The organism is Rathayibacter sp. AY1C6 (assembly GCF_002931535.1).
Classification (GTDB): Bacteria; Actinomycetota; Actinomycetes; order Actinomycetales; family Microbacteriaceae; genus Rathayibacter.
Map to the genome: position 1 here is coordinate 273958 of NZ_PSWC01000001.1, position 16331 is coordinate 290288.

Here is a 16331-nt window from a genome sequence, read left to right on the forward strand (position 1 = left end):
GGGTCATCCGAACGGGCTCCTTCTCCGCGGATCCGTGTCGGCGGACGTCGCGCCGCTGATCCGCTCGGCCGCGGAGTTCATCGGATCCGTGCAGGCGCACCCCAGCGTGGACGGGCGGGCCCGGCCTACAGTGTGTCGGTGGAATCCGTGCTGCTCTTCGTCCTCGGCGTCGTCATCATCGCCGTCGGCGTCGCCCTCTCCATCGCCCTGCACGAGGTCGGGCACCTGCTCCCCGCCAAGCTGTTCGGGGTCAAGGTCACGCAGTACATGATCGGGTTCGGGCCGACCCTCTTCTCCCGGCGCCGAGGCGAGACGGAGTACGGCGTCAAGGCGATCCCGCTCGGCGGCTACATCGCCATGATCGGCATGTACCCGCCGAAGCACCCGGGGGACCGGCCCACGGAGTCGAGCACAGGCTTCTTCAACGGCCTGGCGTCCTCCGAGGCCCAGCTCGAGGAGCCCCGGCGCGGCGCCTACGCCACGATGATCGACGAGGCCCGTGCCGCCAGCGCCGAGACGATCGGCGACGGCGAGGACCATCGCGCGTTCTACCGGCTCCCCGTGTGGAAGCGCGTGATCGTCATGGCCGGCGGCCCCTTCATGAACCTCGTGATCGCCACGGTCCTCTTCACCGTCCTCCTCTGCGGCATCGGGATCCCGCAGAGCACCAGCACCCTCGCCGCGGTCTCGCAGTGCGTGGTCCCGGAGTCGCAGCGCGCGACCGCGACCTGCACCGCCGACGACCCGCTGGCACCCGGAGCCGCGGCCGGCCTGCTGCCGGGCGACACGATCACGGCGATCGACGGCACTCCGGTGAGCACCTGGAACGACCTGACCCCGATCATCCAGCGCTCCGCGGGCGTCCCGCTCAGCGTGTCCGTCCAGCGCGACGGCGCGCCGCTGACCCTCACGATCACCCCCGCCGAGAACGAGGTCGCGGTGACCGACGCGAACGGCGCCCCCGTCACCGACGCCTCCGGTGCGATCGAGACGCAGACGGTCGGCTTCATCGGCATCTCGCCCACGTCGGCCCTCGCGCAGCAGCCGGTCACCGCGGTGCCCGAGACGGTCTGGTCGAACATCACCAGCGTCGCCCACGTGATCCTCAACCTGCCGCAGCGCCTCATCGACGTCGCCCAGGCGGCGTTCGGCTCGGAGGCACGCGACGCCAACGGCCCGATCAGCGTCGTCGGAGTCGGCCGGATCGCGGGCGAGATCGCCGCCTCCGACCAGCTCCCCGTCGTGTCGAAGGTGCAGACGATGGTCGGCGTCCTCGCCTCGCTCAACGTCGCCCTCCTCGTCTTCAACTTGGTGCCGCTGCTCCCCATGGACGGCGGCCACATCGCCGGCGCCCTCTGGGAGGGCCTGCGCCGCCGGATCGCCAAGCTCTTCGGACGCCGCGACCCCGGCCCCGTCGACATCGCCCGCCTGCTCCCGCTCACCTACGTCGTCGTCCTCGTCCTCGGCGGCATGAGCGCCCTCCTCATCTACGCCGACATCGTCAAGCCGATCACGCTGTTCTGAGTTGGATTCCACGCCGGTCCTCGCCCGGCGTGGCGCGGTCGGCTTCTCGGGGTGGGGGCGTGGGTGGAGCGGGGTGCGGACGGCTAGGGCGAATCGCTGGGACGCGATTCACCCGTTCGCCTCGGGGGTGGCAGGGCGGTCGCTGACCGGCGTGGCGCGGTCCGCTCTGTGAAGGGAGCGGGCTGGCAGCGTCTGCGGTGAATCGCTTGGACGGGATCGGCGGTTCGGCTCGGGGCGCGGCGACCGCGGATCGTCGTGCGGTCTCGGGCTGAGAGCAGGTGCGGTGGACGGGTTCCGAGGCGCGCAGGAGGGGCGGCGGCTGGGAAGGTGCGGCGAGCGGACGAGGGGTCCCGCGGCGCGCGTACGATGGGGCGCGTGCCAGCAGTGAATCTGGGTCTTCCCAAGGTCCCCATGACCCTCGCCCCCCGCCGCAAGTCCCGCCAGATCAAGGTGGGCAAGGTGCTCGTGGGCGGTGACGCGCAGGTCAGCGTCCAGTCGATGTGCACCACACCGACGACGAACATCAACGCGACCCTCCAGCAGATCGCCGAGCTCACCGCGTCCGGCTGCGACATCGTCCGCGTCGCGGTGCCGAGCCGCGACGACGCGGAGGCGCTGCCGATCATCGCCAAGAAGAGCCAGATCCCGGTCATCGCCGACATCCACTTCCAGCCCAACTACGTCTACGCCGCGATCGACGCCGGCTGCGCCGCGGTCCGCGTGAACCCCGGCAACATCCGCAAGTTCGACGACCAGGTCGGCAAAATCGCCGCCGCCGCGAAGGCCGCCGGTGTCTCGATCCGCATCGGCGTCAACGCCGGCTCGCTCGAGCCGAGCATCCTCCAGAAGTACGGCAAGCCCACCCCCGAGGCCCTCGTCGAGAGCGCCGTCTGGGAGGCCAGCCTCTTCGAGGAGCACGACTTCCACGACTTCAAGATCTCGGTCAAGCACAACGACCCCGTCGTCATGGTGAAGGCCTACCGCCAGCTCGCCGAGCGCGGCGACTGGCCCCTCCACCTCGGCGTCACCGAGGCCGGCCCCGAGTTCCAGGGGACGATCAAGTCCGCCACCGCCTTCGGCATCCTCCTCGGCGAGGGCATCGGCGACACCATCCGCGTGTCCCTCTCGGCCCCGCCCGCGCAGGAGGTCAAGGTCGGCCTGCAGATCCTCCAGTCGCTGAACCTCCGCGAGCGCAAGCTCGAGATCGTCTCCTGCCCCAGCTGCGGCCGCGCGCAGGTCGACGTCTACACGCTCGCCAACGACGTCACCGCCGGCCTCGAGGGCATGAGCGTCCCGCTGCGCGTCGCCGTCATGGGCTGCGTCGTCAACGGACCCGGCGAGGCCCGCGAGGCCGACCTGGGCGTCGCCTCCGGCAACGGCAAGGGCCAGATCTTCGTCAAGGGCGAGGTCATCAAGACCGTCCCCGAGGCCGAGATCGTCCAGACCCTCATCGAGGAGGCCAACCGCCTGGCCGCCGAGATGCCGGCCGACGACACCTCGACCGGAGCCCCGGTCGTCACCGTCGGCGCGAACTGACGGCGCGGGGCGGATCGACGTGGTCCGCCCCGCACTGCGCCTCGCGCTCGTGGTCGTCGCCGCCGCGCTCCTCGCCTCCGGTGTCGCCGCGCTCCGCAGCGGCCCGTCCTCCGAGGCCGGCGAGTGCATCGACAGCCGCACCCCGCAGGACCCCTTCGGCTGCGACCGCTGGGTGCTGACCGCGGCCGAGGGGGAGACCCCGTACACGGCCTGGGTCGAGGACGCCCGCGTCCGCCTCCGCTCCGAGAGCGTCGGGGGTGCGCCGACCCTGGTCGTCGGCACCGGCTGCCTCTTGGTCAGCGCCGCCTACCGGATCGACGACGGCGTGCTGATCCCCGGCGACGAGGTGACCGGCTCCGACACCTGCTCCGACACGCCGAGCCCCGAGGCCATCCGGCTCCGGGCGCTCCTCTCCGGCCCGATGACGATCGGCGGCACCCCCGACGACGTGCTGCTGGACGGCACGGGCGGAGCGGTCGTCTTCTCGCGGATCCCCGACTGAGGCTCCCGGCGCCCTCGCGAGCCGGGGGAGCGCAGCGGATAGGATCGTCCCTCGTGGTCACCCGTCTCTCGCATCTGTTCGTCCGCACGCTCCGGGAGGATCCCGCCGACGCCGAGGTCGCGGGCCACCGCCTCCTCGTCCGCGCGGGCTACATCCGCCGTCAGGCGCCCGGCGTCTTCGCCTGGCTGCCGCTGGGACTGCGCGTCAAGCGCCGCATAGAGCGGATCATCCACGAGGAGATGGAGGCCGCCGGCGCCCAGGAGGTGCACTTCCCCGCGCTCCTGCCCCGCGAGCCCTACGAGCTCTCGGGCCGCTGGACCGAGTACGGCGACGGCGTGTTCCGCCTGAAGGACCGCAAGGACGCCGACTACATGCTGGCTCCCACGCACGAGGAGTTCTTCACGCTGCTCGTGAAGGACCTCTACTCCTCCTACAAGGACCTGCCCCTGTCGATCTACCAGATCCAGGACAAGTACCGGGACGAGGCGCGGCCCCGCGCGGGCCTCCTGCGCGGCCGCGAGTTCACGATGAAGGACGCGTACTCCTTCGACTACACCGACGCCGGCCTCGACGCGAGCTACCAGCGCCAGCGCGACGCCTACGAGCGGATCTTCGCCCGCCTGGGCCTGGAGTACGTGATCGTGCAGGCCGACGCCGGAGCGATGGGCGGCTCCCGGAGCGAGGAGTTCCTGCACCCCACCCCCGTCGGCGAGGACACCTTCGTCCGGTCGGCGGGAGGGTACGCGGCGAACGTCGAGGCGTACCGCACGCCCGTCCCCGCGGCGCTGCCCGTCGAGGGCCTGCCCGAGGCGCGCGTCTTCGACTCGCCCGACACCCCGACCATCCAGACCCTGGTCGACCTGGCGAACGCGACGCAGCCCCGCCCCGACGGCCGCGCCTGGACCGCCGCCGACACCCTGAAGAACGTCGTCCTCGCGCTCACCGCGCTCGACGGCACCCGCGAGCTCGTGATCGTCGGCCTGCCCGGCGACCGCGACGTCGACCTCAAGCGCGCCGAAGTGGCCTTCGCCCCGGCCGAGGTCGAGGCCGCCACCGCGGAGGACTTCGCGAAGCACCCCGGACTGGTCAAGGGCTACATCGGACCCTGGTCGGCCGAGGGAGCCGTCCTGGGCGAGGAGTCGGCGACCGGCGTCCGCTACCTGCTCGACCCGCGCGTGGTCGACGGCACCGCCTGGATCACCGGGGCCAACGTCTCCGGGCAGCACGTCCTCGATCTGGTCGCCGGCCGAGACTTCCACGGCGACGCCACCGTCGAGGTCGCGGACGTCCGCACCGGCGACGAGGCGCCCGACGGCTCGGGCCCGATCGAGACCGCCCGCGGCATGGAGATCGGCCACGTCTTCCAGCTCGGCCGCAAGTACGCCGACGTCCTCGGGCTGAAGGTGCTCGACGAGAACGGGAAGCTCGTCACCGTCACGATGGGCTCCTACGGCATCGGCGTGACCCGCATCCTCGCCATCATCGCCGAGGCCACCCACGACGACCGAGGACTGCTCTGGCCCGCGAACGTCGCGCCGTTCGACGTGCACGTCATCGCGACCGGCAAGGACGCGGCGGCTCTCGAGCTCGCCGAGTCGGTCGGCGCCTCCCTCGAGGCCGCCGGCCGCGACGTGCTGATCGACGACCGCCCGAAGGTCTCGCCCGGCGTCAAGTTCGGCGACGCCGAGCTGATCGGGGTGCCCGTGATCGTCATCGCGGGCCGAGGAGCGGCCGACGGGATCGTCGAGCTGTGGGACCGCCGGTCCGGCGAGCGCGAGCAGCTCCCGGTCGCCGAGGCGCTCGCCCGGCTGGGCGCCTAGACCCGACACGCCGAGGGCCCCGCCACCGCTTCCCGTGGCAGGCGGGGCCCTCCGTGCGTCGGCAGGATCCGCGGGTGGAACCCCGGGCCGCGTCGGGTACCCTTGAGGGCTGATCCGGGTGAGAGCCCGGCAGGCGAACGACCGCGGTCACCACCGCGGCATCCAAGTGAATAGAGAGAAAGGCCCGCCCGTGGACATCGACCTGAGCGTTCTGCGACTCATGGAGCGCGAGCGCGAGATCCCCTTCGAGGAACTCGTGCAGATCATCGAGCAGGCGATCCTGACCGCCTACCTCAAGCACATCGGCCAGGCCGACGACGCCGACAAGGCCACCGCCGTCGACGCGCGAGTGCACCTCGACCGCAAGACCGGTCACGTCTCGGTCTTCGTGCCCGAGCTCGACGAGGAGGGCGCCGTCGTGGGCGAGGCCGAGGACTCCCCGCGCGACTTCGGCCGCATCGCCGCCTTCGCCGCGAAGCAGGTCATCAACCAGCGCCTGCGCGACATCGCCGACGAGCACGTGCTCGGCGAGTTCAAGGGCCGCGAGGGCGACATCGTCGCCGGCGTCATCCAGCAGGGCCCCAACCCGCGGATGATCCACGTCGACCTCGGCTCCATCGAGGCGATCCTCTCGCCCGAGGAGCAGGTGCCCGGCGAGGACTACAGCCACGGACGCCGCATCCGCGTCTACGTCACGAGCGTCGGCCGCGGACCCAAGGGCCCGTCGGTCCAGGTGTCCCGCACCCACCCGTCGCTGGTGCGCAAGCTGTTCGCCCTCGAGGTCCCCGAGATCGCGTCCGGCGTGGTGGAGATCGTCTCCCTCGCCCGCGAGGCGGGCCACCGCACCAAGATCGCGGTGCGCGCGACCGAGCCCGGCGTGAACGCCAAGGGCGCCTGCATCGGCGAGCTCGGCCAGCGCGTGCGCGCGGTGACCGCCGAGCTCAACAACGAGAAGATCGACATCGTCGACTACTCCTCCGACCTGCCGACCTTCGTCGCCAGCGCGCTCTCGCCCGCCAAGGTGACCAGCGCGTTCGTGATCGACCAGAGCCTCAAGGCCGTCCGGGCGCTCGTCCCCGACTACCAGCTCTCGCTCGCCATCGGCAAGGAGGGCCAGAACGCCCGCCTCGCCGCCAAGCTGACCGGCGCGAAGATCGACATCCAGCCCGATTCGGTGATGGACGGGGAGTGATCCCCGAGCATCGGCCGTGCGGGGGAGCGGTCCCGGAGGGGAGGGAGTAGAGTGGAAGCCGTCAGAACGTGCGTCGGCTGCCGTCTGCGCGCCCCCCGGGCCTCTCTTCTGAGGCTGGTCCTCCACTCGAACGTCCTCGCGGTAGACCCGCGTGCCGTCCGTCCTGGTCGGGGAGCGTGGCTCCACGACACAGCCGACTGCTACGAGCTCGCGGTCAAGCGCCGCGCGTTCGGAAGAGCGTTCCGGACACGCGAGAGCGTGGACGCGAGCGAGCTGGAGCAGTACATCGCACGATCCGGCCGGCTCGGCCCCTCGACCGGAGGGGCCGGAGCAGCGCACGATCACACCATAGAGAACAGGCAGAACGGCCCGTGAACTGATCATGAGCGAAGACTGATGAGCGGCTCGAAATGAGACCCGTCCGTTCGTGACGCCTGCCCCCGTCTTGGGTGCAGGCCCAAGACAGGAGAGAAGTGGCAAAACCACGCGTACACGAGATCGCATCCGAACTGGGTGTCGATAGCAAGGTCGCACTTGCGAAGTTGAAGGAGCTCGGCGAGTTCGTCAAGGGCCCGTCCTCGAGCATCGAACCCCCGGTGGCGCGCAAGCTCCGCCAGGCCCTCCAGGGCCAGGGCGGTTCCTCCGCGGGAGCGTCGGCGACCCCGGCCGCCCCCGCCGCCGGTGCCCGTCCCGGGGCCCCGCGCCCCTCCGGCGCCCGTCCGTCCGCGCCCACGCCCGGCCCGGCCAAGCCGCCCGCTCCGGCGCCCGCACCGCCGATGTCTGTCGCCGAGCGCCAGGCCCAGGCTCAGGCAGCCCAGGAGGCCGCGGCCGCTCAGCGCGCCCAGGCAGCCAAGGACGCGCCCGCCGAGGCCGCCGCTCCGGCTCCGACCGAGGCCCCCGCGGCTCCGGCCGCCGCCGAGAAGCCGGCGTCCGGCGCGACCCCCGGCGGACCCAAGCCCGTGACCCCGCGTCCGGCTCCCGCCGCGAACACCCCGCGCCCCGGCGGCGCCTCGGGCGGCTCCAACCGCCCCGGCGGCACCCCGCGCCCGGGCAACAACCCGTTCGCCAGCAACCAGGGCATGGGACAGCGTCCCGCCGCCCCGCGCCCCGGCAACAACCCCTTCGCCAGCTCGCAGGGCATGGGATCGCGTCCGACCCCGGGCAACATCCCCCGCCCGGCTGCTCCGCGCCCCGGCGCGCCCCGACCCGGCGGACCCGGCATGGGCCAGCGCCCCGCCGGCTTCGGCCAGCGTCCCGGCGGACCCGGCGGCGGAGCAGGACGTCCCGGCGGTGCCGGTCGTCCGGCCGGCGGCGGCTTCCAGCGCCCCGGCGGCGCTCCCGGTGCCGGTGGCGGCTTCGCCCCGCGTCCCGGTGGCGGCGGCGGTCGCGGTCGCGGCCCCGGCGGTGGAACCGCAGGAGCCTTCGGTCGCGGCGGCGGCAAGAGCAAGGCCCGGAAGTCCAAGCGCACGAAGCGTCAGGAGTTCGAGCTCAGGGAGGCCCCGTCGCTCGGCGGCGTCAGCGTCCCCCGCGGCGACGGCAGGACGGTCATCCGTCTGCGCCGCGGCGCGTCGATCTCGGACTTCGCCGACAAGATCGAGGCCATGACCGGCGTGCCGGTGCCCCCCGGCAACCTGGTCACCGTCCTCTTCGCCCTCGGCGAGATGGCGACGGCGACCGAGTCGCTCGACGAGGCCACCTTCGAGGTGCTCGGCTCCGAGCTCGGCTTCAAGATCCAGGTCGTCTCGCCCGAGGACGAGGACAAGGAGCTCCTCGAGGGCTTCGGTCTCGACCTCGAGCAGGAGCTCGACGACGAGACGGACGAGGACCTCGAGATCCGTCCGCCGGTCGTCACCGTCATGGGTCACGTCGACCACGGAAAGACGCGCCTGCTCGACGCGATCCGCAACGCCAACGTCGTCGCCGGCGAGGCGGGCGGCATCACGCAGCACATCGGTGCGTACCAGGTCGTCGCGGAGCACGAGGGCATCGAGCGCCCGATCACCTTCATCGACACCCCGGGTCACGAGGCGTTCACCGCCATGCGAGCTCGCGGTGCCCAGGTCACGGACATCGCGATCCTCGTGGTCGCGGCGGACGACGGCATCATGCCGCAGACCATCGAGGCGCTGAACCACGCCCAGGCGGCCAACGTGCCGATCGTGGTCGCGGTGAACAAGGTGGACAAGCCCGACGCCAACCCGGCCAAGGTGCGCCAGCAGCTCACGGAGTTCGGGCTCGTCGCCGAGGAGTACGGCGGAGACGTCATGTTCGTCGACGTGTCGGCTCGCGCGGGCACCGGCATCCAGGACCTCCTGGACGCCGTGCTGCTCACCGCGGACGCCGGTCTCGACCTGCGCGCCAACCCCAACAAGGAGGCGCGCGGAGTCGCGATCGAGGCGAAGCTCGACAAGGGACGCGGTGCGGTCGCGACCGTGCTCATCCAGTCGGGAACGCTGCGCGTCGGAGACGCGATCGTCGCCGGAACGGCCTACGGCCGCGTCCGTGCGATGGCGGACGAGAACGGCAACGCCGTCCTCGAAGCCGTGCCGTCGCGTCCGGTGCAGGTGCAGGGACTCTCGTCCGTGCCCCGCGCCGGCGACACCTTCCTCGTCACCGAGGAGGACCGCACGGCCCGTCAGATCGCCGAGAAGCGCGAAGCCGCTCAGCGCAACGCCCTGCTGGCCAAGGCCCGCAAGCGCATCTCGCTCGAGGACTTCACCCGTGCTCTCGAGGAGGGCAAGGTCGAGTCGCTCAACCTCATCATCAAGGGCGACGTGTCCGGTGCCGTCGAGGCGCTGGAGGAGTCGCTCGTCAAGATCGAGGTCGACGACTCGGTGCAGCTGCGCATCATCCACCGCGGTGTCGGTGCGATCACGGAGTCGGACGTCAACCTCGCGACGATCGACAACGCGATCATCGTGGGCTTCAACGTCCGCCCCGACCCGAAGGCCCGTGAGCGCGCTGCTCGAGAAGGAGTGGACATCCGCTTCTACTCGGTCATCTACAACGCGATCGAAGAGGTCGAGAACTCGCTCACGGGCATGCTCAAGCCCGAGTTCGAGGAGGTCCAGTCCGGTGTCGCCGAGATCCGCGAGGTGTTCCGCTCCTCCAAGTTCGGCAACATCGCGGGTGTCATCGTCCGCTCCGGCACGATCACCCGCAACTCGAAGGCGCGCGTCATCCGTGACGGCGTCGTGGTCGGGGACAACCTGGCCATCGAGTCGCTGCGTCGCTTCAAGGACGACGTCACGGAGGTCCGTACGGACTACGAGGCCGGTATCGGTCTCGGAAAGTACAACGACATCCAGATCGGCGACGAGATCGAGACGATCGAGATGAAGGAGAAGCCGCGAGGCTGATCCGCTCCACTGGAAGGCCCGGGTCCGCCCGGGCCTTCCGGCGTCTCACGGCGCTGTTCGTGCGGGATCGGGAGGGGACTCTCGTCCTCTGGCGCCCTGCGGGAGGAATCGGGGGCCGCCGGTGTCCCGGAGGTGCGGACCCTCCAGTGGGCGCTTCCGCACCCCCGGGTGCGGGAGACCGACCCCGATCAGGCGCTCCCGTCTCGGTGGGTGCGCCCGCTGAGCGAGCAGCTCGCGAGCAGCGAGCCTGCGGGCGATGTCCGGCTCCCGATCCAGCACCTGAGCCTTCCCTCCCCATCCGGTCCCCGAGGATCAGGGAGCCGCGAGAAGGCACCCCACCCGCGCCGTCGATGACGCGCGGTCGAGGGGCATCACGCCCCAGAAGCAAGGCCCCCTCAAACGCGACCGGTCGTCCGGGCGGAGAGTGGTTGAATGGCGAGCTGAACGGTTCGCCGAGAGAGATGTGAGGACCAGCCATGGCAGATCCGGCCCGGGCGAGGAAGCTCGCCGAACGTATCCAGGTGATCGTCGCGAAGCGGCTCGAGCGCGGTCTCCGCGACCCGCGCCTCGGCTTCGTCACCATCACCGATGTCCAGGTGACCGGCGACCTGCAGCACGCCTCGGTGTTCTACACGGTCTACGGCACCGATGAGGAGCGCGCCGATTCGGCCGCGGCCCTCAAGGCCGCCACCGGCATGCTCCGCACCGAGGTGGGCAGGAACATCACGTCCCGGCTCACGCCGTCGCTCGAATTCATCCTCGACGCGGTGCCCGAGAACGCGAAGCACATCGAGGATCTGCTCGCCGCCGCGCGCAGCCAGGACTCGCAGGTGCAGTCGCTCGCCGCTCAGGCGGACTACGCCGGCGACGCCGACCCCTATGTGAAGCCCCGCGAGGACGACGAGGACTAGGCGCCGAGCCCGAACACCGCGGAGCCCGTGGCGACGTCGACCGATTCCAGGACGACGACGACACGGGCTCCCGGCGTGAGCGGGGCTGGGAGGTCGACGGTGATCTCCGGGTCGAGCAGCTGGACCGAGGAGCGGGTGCGCGCCGAGGAGACGACGATCCCGTGGAAGGAGGCTCCTTCGCGGCCGCGGAGGACGGCGGCCTCGACGATCGCGGTCGCCGCACGGGAGGCGGCTCCGGCCCGGCGGTCGCTCGCGGCGAGGAGCGGCGGGAGCAGGGGCAGCGCCTCGCGCAGCTGCGACGGGATCGTTCCGCCCCGGGACACCGCGAGGCAGACGGCGAGGCCGAACCGATCGACCAGGCGCCGCAGCGGCGCGGTGACGTGCGCGTACGGCGCGGCGAGAGCCGCCTGCGCAGGATGCTCCGGCGGGGCGCCGTCGAAGGCGGTGTAGCCGGCGCCGCGGAACAGGCTCGCCGCGGCGTACATGATGGCGAGCTGGGCGGGGTCGTCGGTGTCGAGGCGGCGCAGGTAGGCGCCGTAGGCCTCCTCCTCGGGCCACGGGACGCCGAGCGCCGCGGCTCGGGAGCGGAAGGTCGCGACGGTGGCGGGGTCGGCCTCGGGCATGGTCCGGAGGATGCCCACCCCCGCGTCGAGCATCATCGTCGCCGCCGCCATACCGGTCAGCAGCGAGACCTGGGCGTTCCAGCCCTCGACGGCCAGGGGAGCGCGGCGCTCGACCCGGTAGCCGCCGTCGGCGGCGACGATCTCCTCCTCGGGCAGCGTCAGGCTCGCTCCTCCGCGCTCGGCCTCGCGCGCCAGGCGCTCGCGTCCGAACCAGGGGAGGAGGGCGAGGGAGGGGTGCGGATCGCCCGCGTCGACGCTGCGCTGCACGCCCTCGTAGTCGAGCCGGGCCACGCTGCGGACGAGCGCCCGCTCGAGGTGCACCGAGCGCGGCTCCGCCCGCTCGTCGAGGGTCAGCGTCCAGACCAGCGCTCGGCGCGTCTCGTCCGGCAGGAGCGACGCGGTCCCCTCGGAGAGGACCGCGGGGTGCAGCGGGACGCGGCCGTCCGGGAGGTAGTAGGTCTGGCCGCGGCGGCGCGTCTCGGCGTCGAGCGCTCCGCCGGTGCGGACGACCGCGGGCACGTCCGCGATGGCGTAGCGGAGGACGACGCCCTCCGACGTGCGCTCCAGGTGGAGGGCCTGGTCCAGGTCGAGCGAGCCGGGCGGGTCGATCGTCACGAAGGGGAGGTCCGTCCGGTCGACGCGGTCCTCGTCGTCCGCTCCGGCGTCCGCGTGCTCGGCCTCGGCCAGCGCGGCCGGCGGGAACGGGCCGGGCAGGTCGTTCTCGACGCGGACCGCGGCGAGGGCGCGCTGGACGTCCTGGGCGAGGTCGACGTCGAGGGCGCGCTCGACGGCGGCGTCGGGGCGGGGGAGGCGGAGGCGGCGACCGGTCACGGCGCCGACCCTACCCGCCTCCTCCGACGCGGACGGCGGTCGACGGGCCCTCAGGAGCCGGGGAGGAGGTAGCCGTCCTCCGGGCCGCCCGTCGCCAGGCCGTCGGCGAGGAGCCCGGCCAGGGCGCGACCGCGCTGGTCGGCGTCCGGCCAGAGAGACTCCACCTCGGCCGCGGTGACCGGGCCGTGCGCGGCGCGCAGCTCGGCGAGGATGAGGCCGCGGACCTGGCGGTCCGAGCCCTCGAACCGCTTCTGCTTCGCCTTCACGGGCCCGGTGTGCTCGGGGTACCCCTCCGCCCGCCAGCGGCAGAGGTCGCGGATCGGGCACTCGTCGCAGCGCGGAGCGCGGGCGGTGCAGACGATCGCCCCCAGCTCCATCGCGCCCGCGTTGAAGGCCGCCGCCTCGGAGAGCGACTCGGGCAGCAGCGCCGACATCGCAGCGAGGTCGGCCCTCGCGCGGGGCGGACCGGGCTCCGCCGCTCCGTCGACCGCGCGCGCGAGGACCCGGCGGACGTTGGTGTCGACCACGGGGTGCCGCCTCCCGTAGGCGAACACGGCGATGGCGCGGGCGGTGTAGTCGCCGATGCCGGGCAGCGCGAGGAGGGTCTCGACGTCGTCAGGGACCACGTCGCCGTGCTCCTCGGCTATCGCCACGGCACAGGCGTGCAGGCGCAGGGCCCGCCGCGGGTAGCCCAGGGACTGCCAGGCGCGCACCGCCTCGCCGGGCGGGACGGCGGCGAGTGCGGAGGGTGTCGGCCAGCGCTCCAGCCACTCCGCCAGACGCGGGACGACGCGGACCACCGGGGTCTGCTGCAGCATGAACTCGCTGACGAGCGTGCCCCAGGCGGGGAAGCCCTCGCGGCGCCACGGCAGGTCGCGGGCGCTCGTGCGGAACCAGGCGGTGATCGCGTCGGCGAGAGGGTCGGAGGGCATCAGCCCACACTAGGCGGCGGCGCGTATCGTGGGCGGATGACCAGGTGGGCTCCGCAGAAGGCCGATGTGCTCGACGCTCTCGCGGCGGAGGTGCTTCACAACTACGGGCGCGGACGGGTCAAGGTCGGGATCGACGGCGACGACCCCGCGGTGAGCGCGGCGTTCGCGGTCGACCTCGCGGAGGCGCTCCGCCGGGCCGGCAAGGACGCGATCGTCGCGCACCTCGCCGACTTCCGACGTCCCCGCGCCGATCGGGACGACCCCGCCGTGCCCGAGGAGCAGCGCTCCTACGCGGCCGGGTACGACTACGAGCTCCTGCGCCGCGTGCTGCTCGATCCGTTCACCCTCGGCGGCAGCACCGGGTTCGTGCTCGCGGGCTTCGACGCAGTGCGCGACGAGGCGCGGCAGGCGCGCTGGCGGACCGCCGGCCGCGACGCGGTGCTGCTCGTCGACGGCGAGTTCGCCCTCCGGCCGGAGCTGCGCGGAGCGTGGAGCACCAGCATCCGCCTCGACACGCAGGAGCCGCCGGTGGACGCGGCGTACCGCGCCACGACGGACCCGCGCCGGCTGGCGGGGATCCTCGTCGACGTCCGCGATCCGGAGCAGCCCCGGCGCCTCTTCGCCGACTCCTGCTGAGCCTCGGGACGGAGGCCGCCGCCGCGGGCGGCGTCCGTCCGACAGGGCCGCGGGCTCAGACCAGGGCGGCGCGGCGCACGACCTCCGCCGGCGGCACGAAGGCGCCCGCCCGCTCGACCTCGTGCACCAGGTCGACCAGCAGCTGGTTGACCGGTGCCTCGCGCCCGCCGCGGTGAGCGGTGCGGACCACGGCCCCGGCCAGGTGGTCGATCTCGCTCGGCACTCCGCGGCGGACGCTCTGCAGCGTCGACCCGGGGTTCGGCACCTCGCCCATCCGCGCGGCCATCCGGCGGGGGAGCAGCTCGACCAGGGGCAGGGGAGCGGCGGCCAGGGCGCGGACGGACGTGTTCGAGAGTCCCTGCAGCGAGCCGAAGCGGACGCCAGACGCGAAGCCCGTCCGGGCGGCCTCGCGCATCGACCGGGCGAGGACGCGCCGCAGCCCCGGATCGTCGATCGTCTCCTGGACCGAGAGCCCGGTGATCGCGGGCAGGGCGTTGACCTCGTTGATCAGCAGCTTCGTCCACTGCGCTCCGGTGAAGTCGTCGGTGACGGCGGTGGGGACCGCCTCGCCGAGCACGGCGGCGGCCCGTCGCACGTCGTCGTCGGCCGGGCGGCCGGGGACGCCGAGCGTGGTCGTGGCAGGAGCCGTGACGGTGACGCGGCCGGGTTCGAGGTGGCTCGCGGCGAAGAGGGCGAGAGCACCCACGAGCCGGGCGTCGCGCACCTGCCGGGCCGCCGCGGTGAGCCCGTCCAGTCCGTTCTGGACGACGACGACGAGGGTGCCGTCGACCGTGCGGCGGTTGGTGCGCAGCGCGTCCTCGGCGTCCTGCGCTTTCGTGCAGACGAAGGCGAGATCGGGCACCAGGTCGAGGGACTCGCCGCAGCGGACCCAGGCGGTGTGCTCGCCCCACGCCCCGTCGAGCCGGATCCCCGACCGGCGGATCGCGGTGAGGTGGTCGCCTCGGGCGGTGACCTCGACGTCGTGCCCGGCGCGGTCGAGAAGGGCGGCGATGGTGCCGCCGACGGCGCCTGCTCCGAGTACTGCGATCCTCATCCGGACAGCCTAGGACGGGCGGGCGAGGGCTCCGGCTCCACCCCGGGGGTACTCCCGATCCGTCCGTGTATCCTCGCACCCGTGCTCGAGACCCCCGCCCCGGCTCCGAACGGGATCCTCCTGCTGGACAAGCCCGGCGGCATCACCAGCCACGACCTCGTCTCGCGGACCCGCCGCCGCGCGGGGACCCGCAAGGTCGGCCACGCGGGGACGCTCGATCCGATGGCGACCGGGCTGATGATCCTCGGTCTCGGCCCCTCGACGCGCCTGCTCACCTACCTCGTCGGCCTCGACAAGCAGTACGAGGCGACGATCCGGCTGGGCTCCTCCACCACCACCGACGACCAGGAGGGCGAGGTGCTCGCCTCGGCGGAGCCCGGCCTCGTCGCGGCCCTCGCCCCGGAGTCGGTGTCCGACGCGATCGCGGCCCTCACCGGAGCGATCGAGCAGGTCCCGAGCACGGTCAGCGCGATCAAGGTGGACGGCCGCCGCGCCTACGCCCGCGCCCGCGACGGCGAGGAGGTCGTGCTCGCCTCCCGCCCCGTGACCGTCTCGGAGTTCGCCGTCCTGGCGAGCCGCCCGGTCGAGGGGTTCCTCGACCTGGACGTGCGCGTCACCTGCTCCTCCGGCACCTACATCCGCGCGCTCGCCCGCGACCTGGGCGCGTCCCTCGGAGTCGGCGGCCACCTGACCGCGCTGCGGCGCACCGCGGTCGGCCCCTTCTCCGTGGCCCAGGCCGGCGAGATCGACGAGCTCGACGTCCCCGCCGCGCTCCTGCCGCCGACGCTCGTGGCGGGCGAGCTGTTCCCCCTGCTGCGCCTCGACGCCCAGGAGGCGGGCGATCTCGCGAACGGCAAGCGCATCCCGGCCCCGGAGGCGGTGGCGGGCGCGAAGGGCCTCCTCGCCGCGGTCGGCCCGGGGGAGCGGCTGATCGGCCTCGCCGAGCGGCGCGGCACCCAGCTCAAGAGCGTCGTCAACTTCCCGACCGAGGACCTGCGGACGGCCGCCTCGTGATCGAGTGGTTCACGATCCTCCAGGTGGGGATCGCCGTCGCGGCCGGCCTGCTCTGCCTCGTGCTCGGGCTGCTCGCCCGCCGTCCCTCGGACGTCTCGGTCGGCGCGACGGCGATCGTCGAGCTGCTGCTGATCGTCCAGCTGGCGGTCGCGATCGTGTCGCCGCTGGTCGGCAACCGCCCGTCGGGGAGCCTGCCGGAGTACTACATCTACCTGATCTCGGCGCTGCTCCTGCCGCTCGCTGCCGGGTTCTGGGCGCTCATCGAGCGGAGCCGCTGGAGCACCGTGATCCTGGGCGTCGCCTGCCTCTCGATCGCGGTCATGGTCTACCGGATGCACCAGATCTGGTTCTTCCAGAGCGCCTGATCGGGCCCGCCACCGGGCCCGGCCCGGCGAGC

Annotated in this window: 14 protein-coding genes; 11 read left to right on the forward strand and 3 right to left on the reverse strand. The window is 72.9% G+C overall.

What is annotated here, in order from left to right; all coding sequences use genetic code 11:
- The first annotated feature begins 138 nt into the window (after positions 1-138).
- The 8 genes from C5D36_RS01195 (at position 139) to rbfA (ending at position 10844) form a co-directional block, all read left to right on the forward strand.
- Positions 139-1524, forward strand: a complete 1386-nt coding sequence (locus C5D36_RS01195) for an RIP metalloprotease (protein WP_258062217.1) — start codon at positions 139-141, stop codon at positions 1522-1524.
- A gap of 375 nt (positions 1525-1899) precedes the next feature.
- Positions 1900-3060 carry a flavodoxin-dependent (E)-4-hydroxy-3-methylbut-2-enyl-diphosphate synthase gene (ispG, locus tag C5D36_RS01200; protein WP_173244694.1) on the forward strand — a complete coding sequence of 387 codons (1161 nt, stop codon included), beginning with the start codon at positions 1900-1902 and terminating at the stop codon, positions 3058-3060.
- 19 nt (positions 3061-3079) lie between these two features.
- Positions 3080-3562, forward strand: a complete 483-nt coding sequence (locus tag C5D36_RS01205) for a hypothetical protein (protein WP_104295008.1) — start codon at positions 3080-3082, stop codon at positions 3560-3562.
- A gap of 53 nt (positions 3563-3615) precedes the next feature.
- Positions 3616-5382, forward strand: a complete 1767-nt coding sequence (locus tag C5D36_RS01210) for a proline--tRNA ligase (protein ID WP_104225179.1) — start codon at positions 3616-3618, stop codon at positions 5380-5382.
- Between the two features lie 190 nt (positions 5383-5572).
- On the forward strand, positions 5573-6574 hold the full coding sequence (gene nusA, locus C5D36_RS01215) for a transcription termination factor NusA (RefSeq protein WP_104225180.1): 1002 nt from the start codon (positions 5573-5575) through the stop codon (positions 6572-6574).
- Between the two features lie 51 nt (positions 6575-6625).
- Positions 6626-6949 carry a YlxR family protein gene (locus C5D36_RS01220; RefSeq protein ID WP_104295009.1) on the forward strand — a complete coding sequence of 108 codons (324 nt, stop codon included), beginning with the start codon at positions 6626-6628 and terminating at the stop codon, positions 6947-6949.
- Positions 6950-7047: 98 nt separating this feature from the next.
- Entirely contained in the window at positions 7048-9933 is a 2886-nt protein-coding gene (gene infB / locus C5D36_RS01225; protein WP_104246572.1) for a translation initiation factor IF-2, read from the forward strand.
- Between the two features lie 476 nt (positions 9934-10409).
- Positions 10410-10844, forward strand: a complete 435-nt coding sequence (rbfA, locus tag C5D36_RS01230; protein WP_104246571.1) for a 30S ribosome-binding factor RbfA — start codon at positions 10410-10412, stop codon at positions 10842-10844.
- Here rbfA and C5D36_RS01235 read toward each other — a convergent pair.
- Complete coding sequence (locus C5D36_RS01235; protein ID WP_104295010.1) at positions 10841-12298, reverse strand: ribonuclease catalytic domain-containing protein; 1458 nt, start codon at positions 12296-12298, stop codon at positions 10841-10843. The two genes, rbfA and C5D36_RS01235, sit on opposite strands and share 4 nt — an antisense overlap.
- Positions 12299-12348: 50 nt before the next feature.
- Entirely contained in the window at positions 12349-13230 is an 882-nt protein-coding gene (locus C5D36_RS01240) for an A/G-specific adenine glycosylase (RefSeq protein WP_104225596.1), read from the reverse strand.
- 36 nt (positions 13231-13266) lie between these two features.
- Here C5D36_RS01240 and C5D36_RS01245 point away from each other — a divergent pair, with 36 nt between their 5' ends.
- A complete protein-coding gene (locus C5D36_RS01245; RefSeq protein ID WP_146083678.1) occupies positions 13267-13866 on the forward strand; it encodes a hypothetical protein in 600 nt (199 codons plus the stop codon).
- Positions 13867-13921: 55 nt separating this feature from the next.
- On the opposite strand, the gene C5D36_RS01250 is transcribed toward C5D36_RS01245, so the two are convergent.
- On the reverse strand, positions 13922-14920 hold the full coding sequence (locus C5D36_RS01250; protein WP_104225598.1) for a ketopantoate reductase family protein: 999 nt from the start codon (positions 14918-14920) through the stop codon (positions 13922-13924).
- A gap of 81 nt (positions 14921-15001) precedes the next feature.
- Between C5D36_RS01250 and truB the strand changes: the two genes are divergently transcribed.
- Together truB and C5D36_RS01260 are read left to right on the forward strand one after the other, a co-directional pair.
- Positions 15002-15934 carry a tRNA pseudouridine(55) synthase TruB gene (truB, locus tag C5D36_RS01255; RefSeq protein ID WP_104295012.1) on the forward strand — a complete coding sequence of 311 codons (933 nt, stop codon included), beginning with the start codon at positions 15002-15004 and terminating at the stop codon, positions 15932-15934.
- Positions 15931-16299: a hypothetical protein gene (locus C5D36_RS01260; protein WP_104223058.1), complete on the forward strand. Its 369-nt coding sequence runs from the start codon at positions 15931-15933 to the stop codon at positions 16297-16299. Before truB ends, C5D36_RS01260 begins: the two co-directional genes overlap by 4 nt.
- Positions 16300-16331 lie beyond the last annotated feature (32 nt).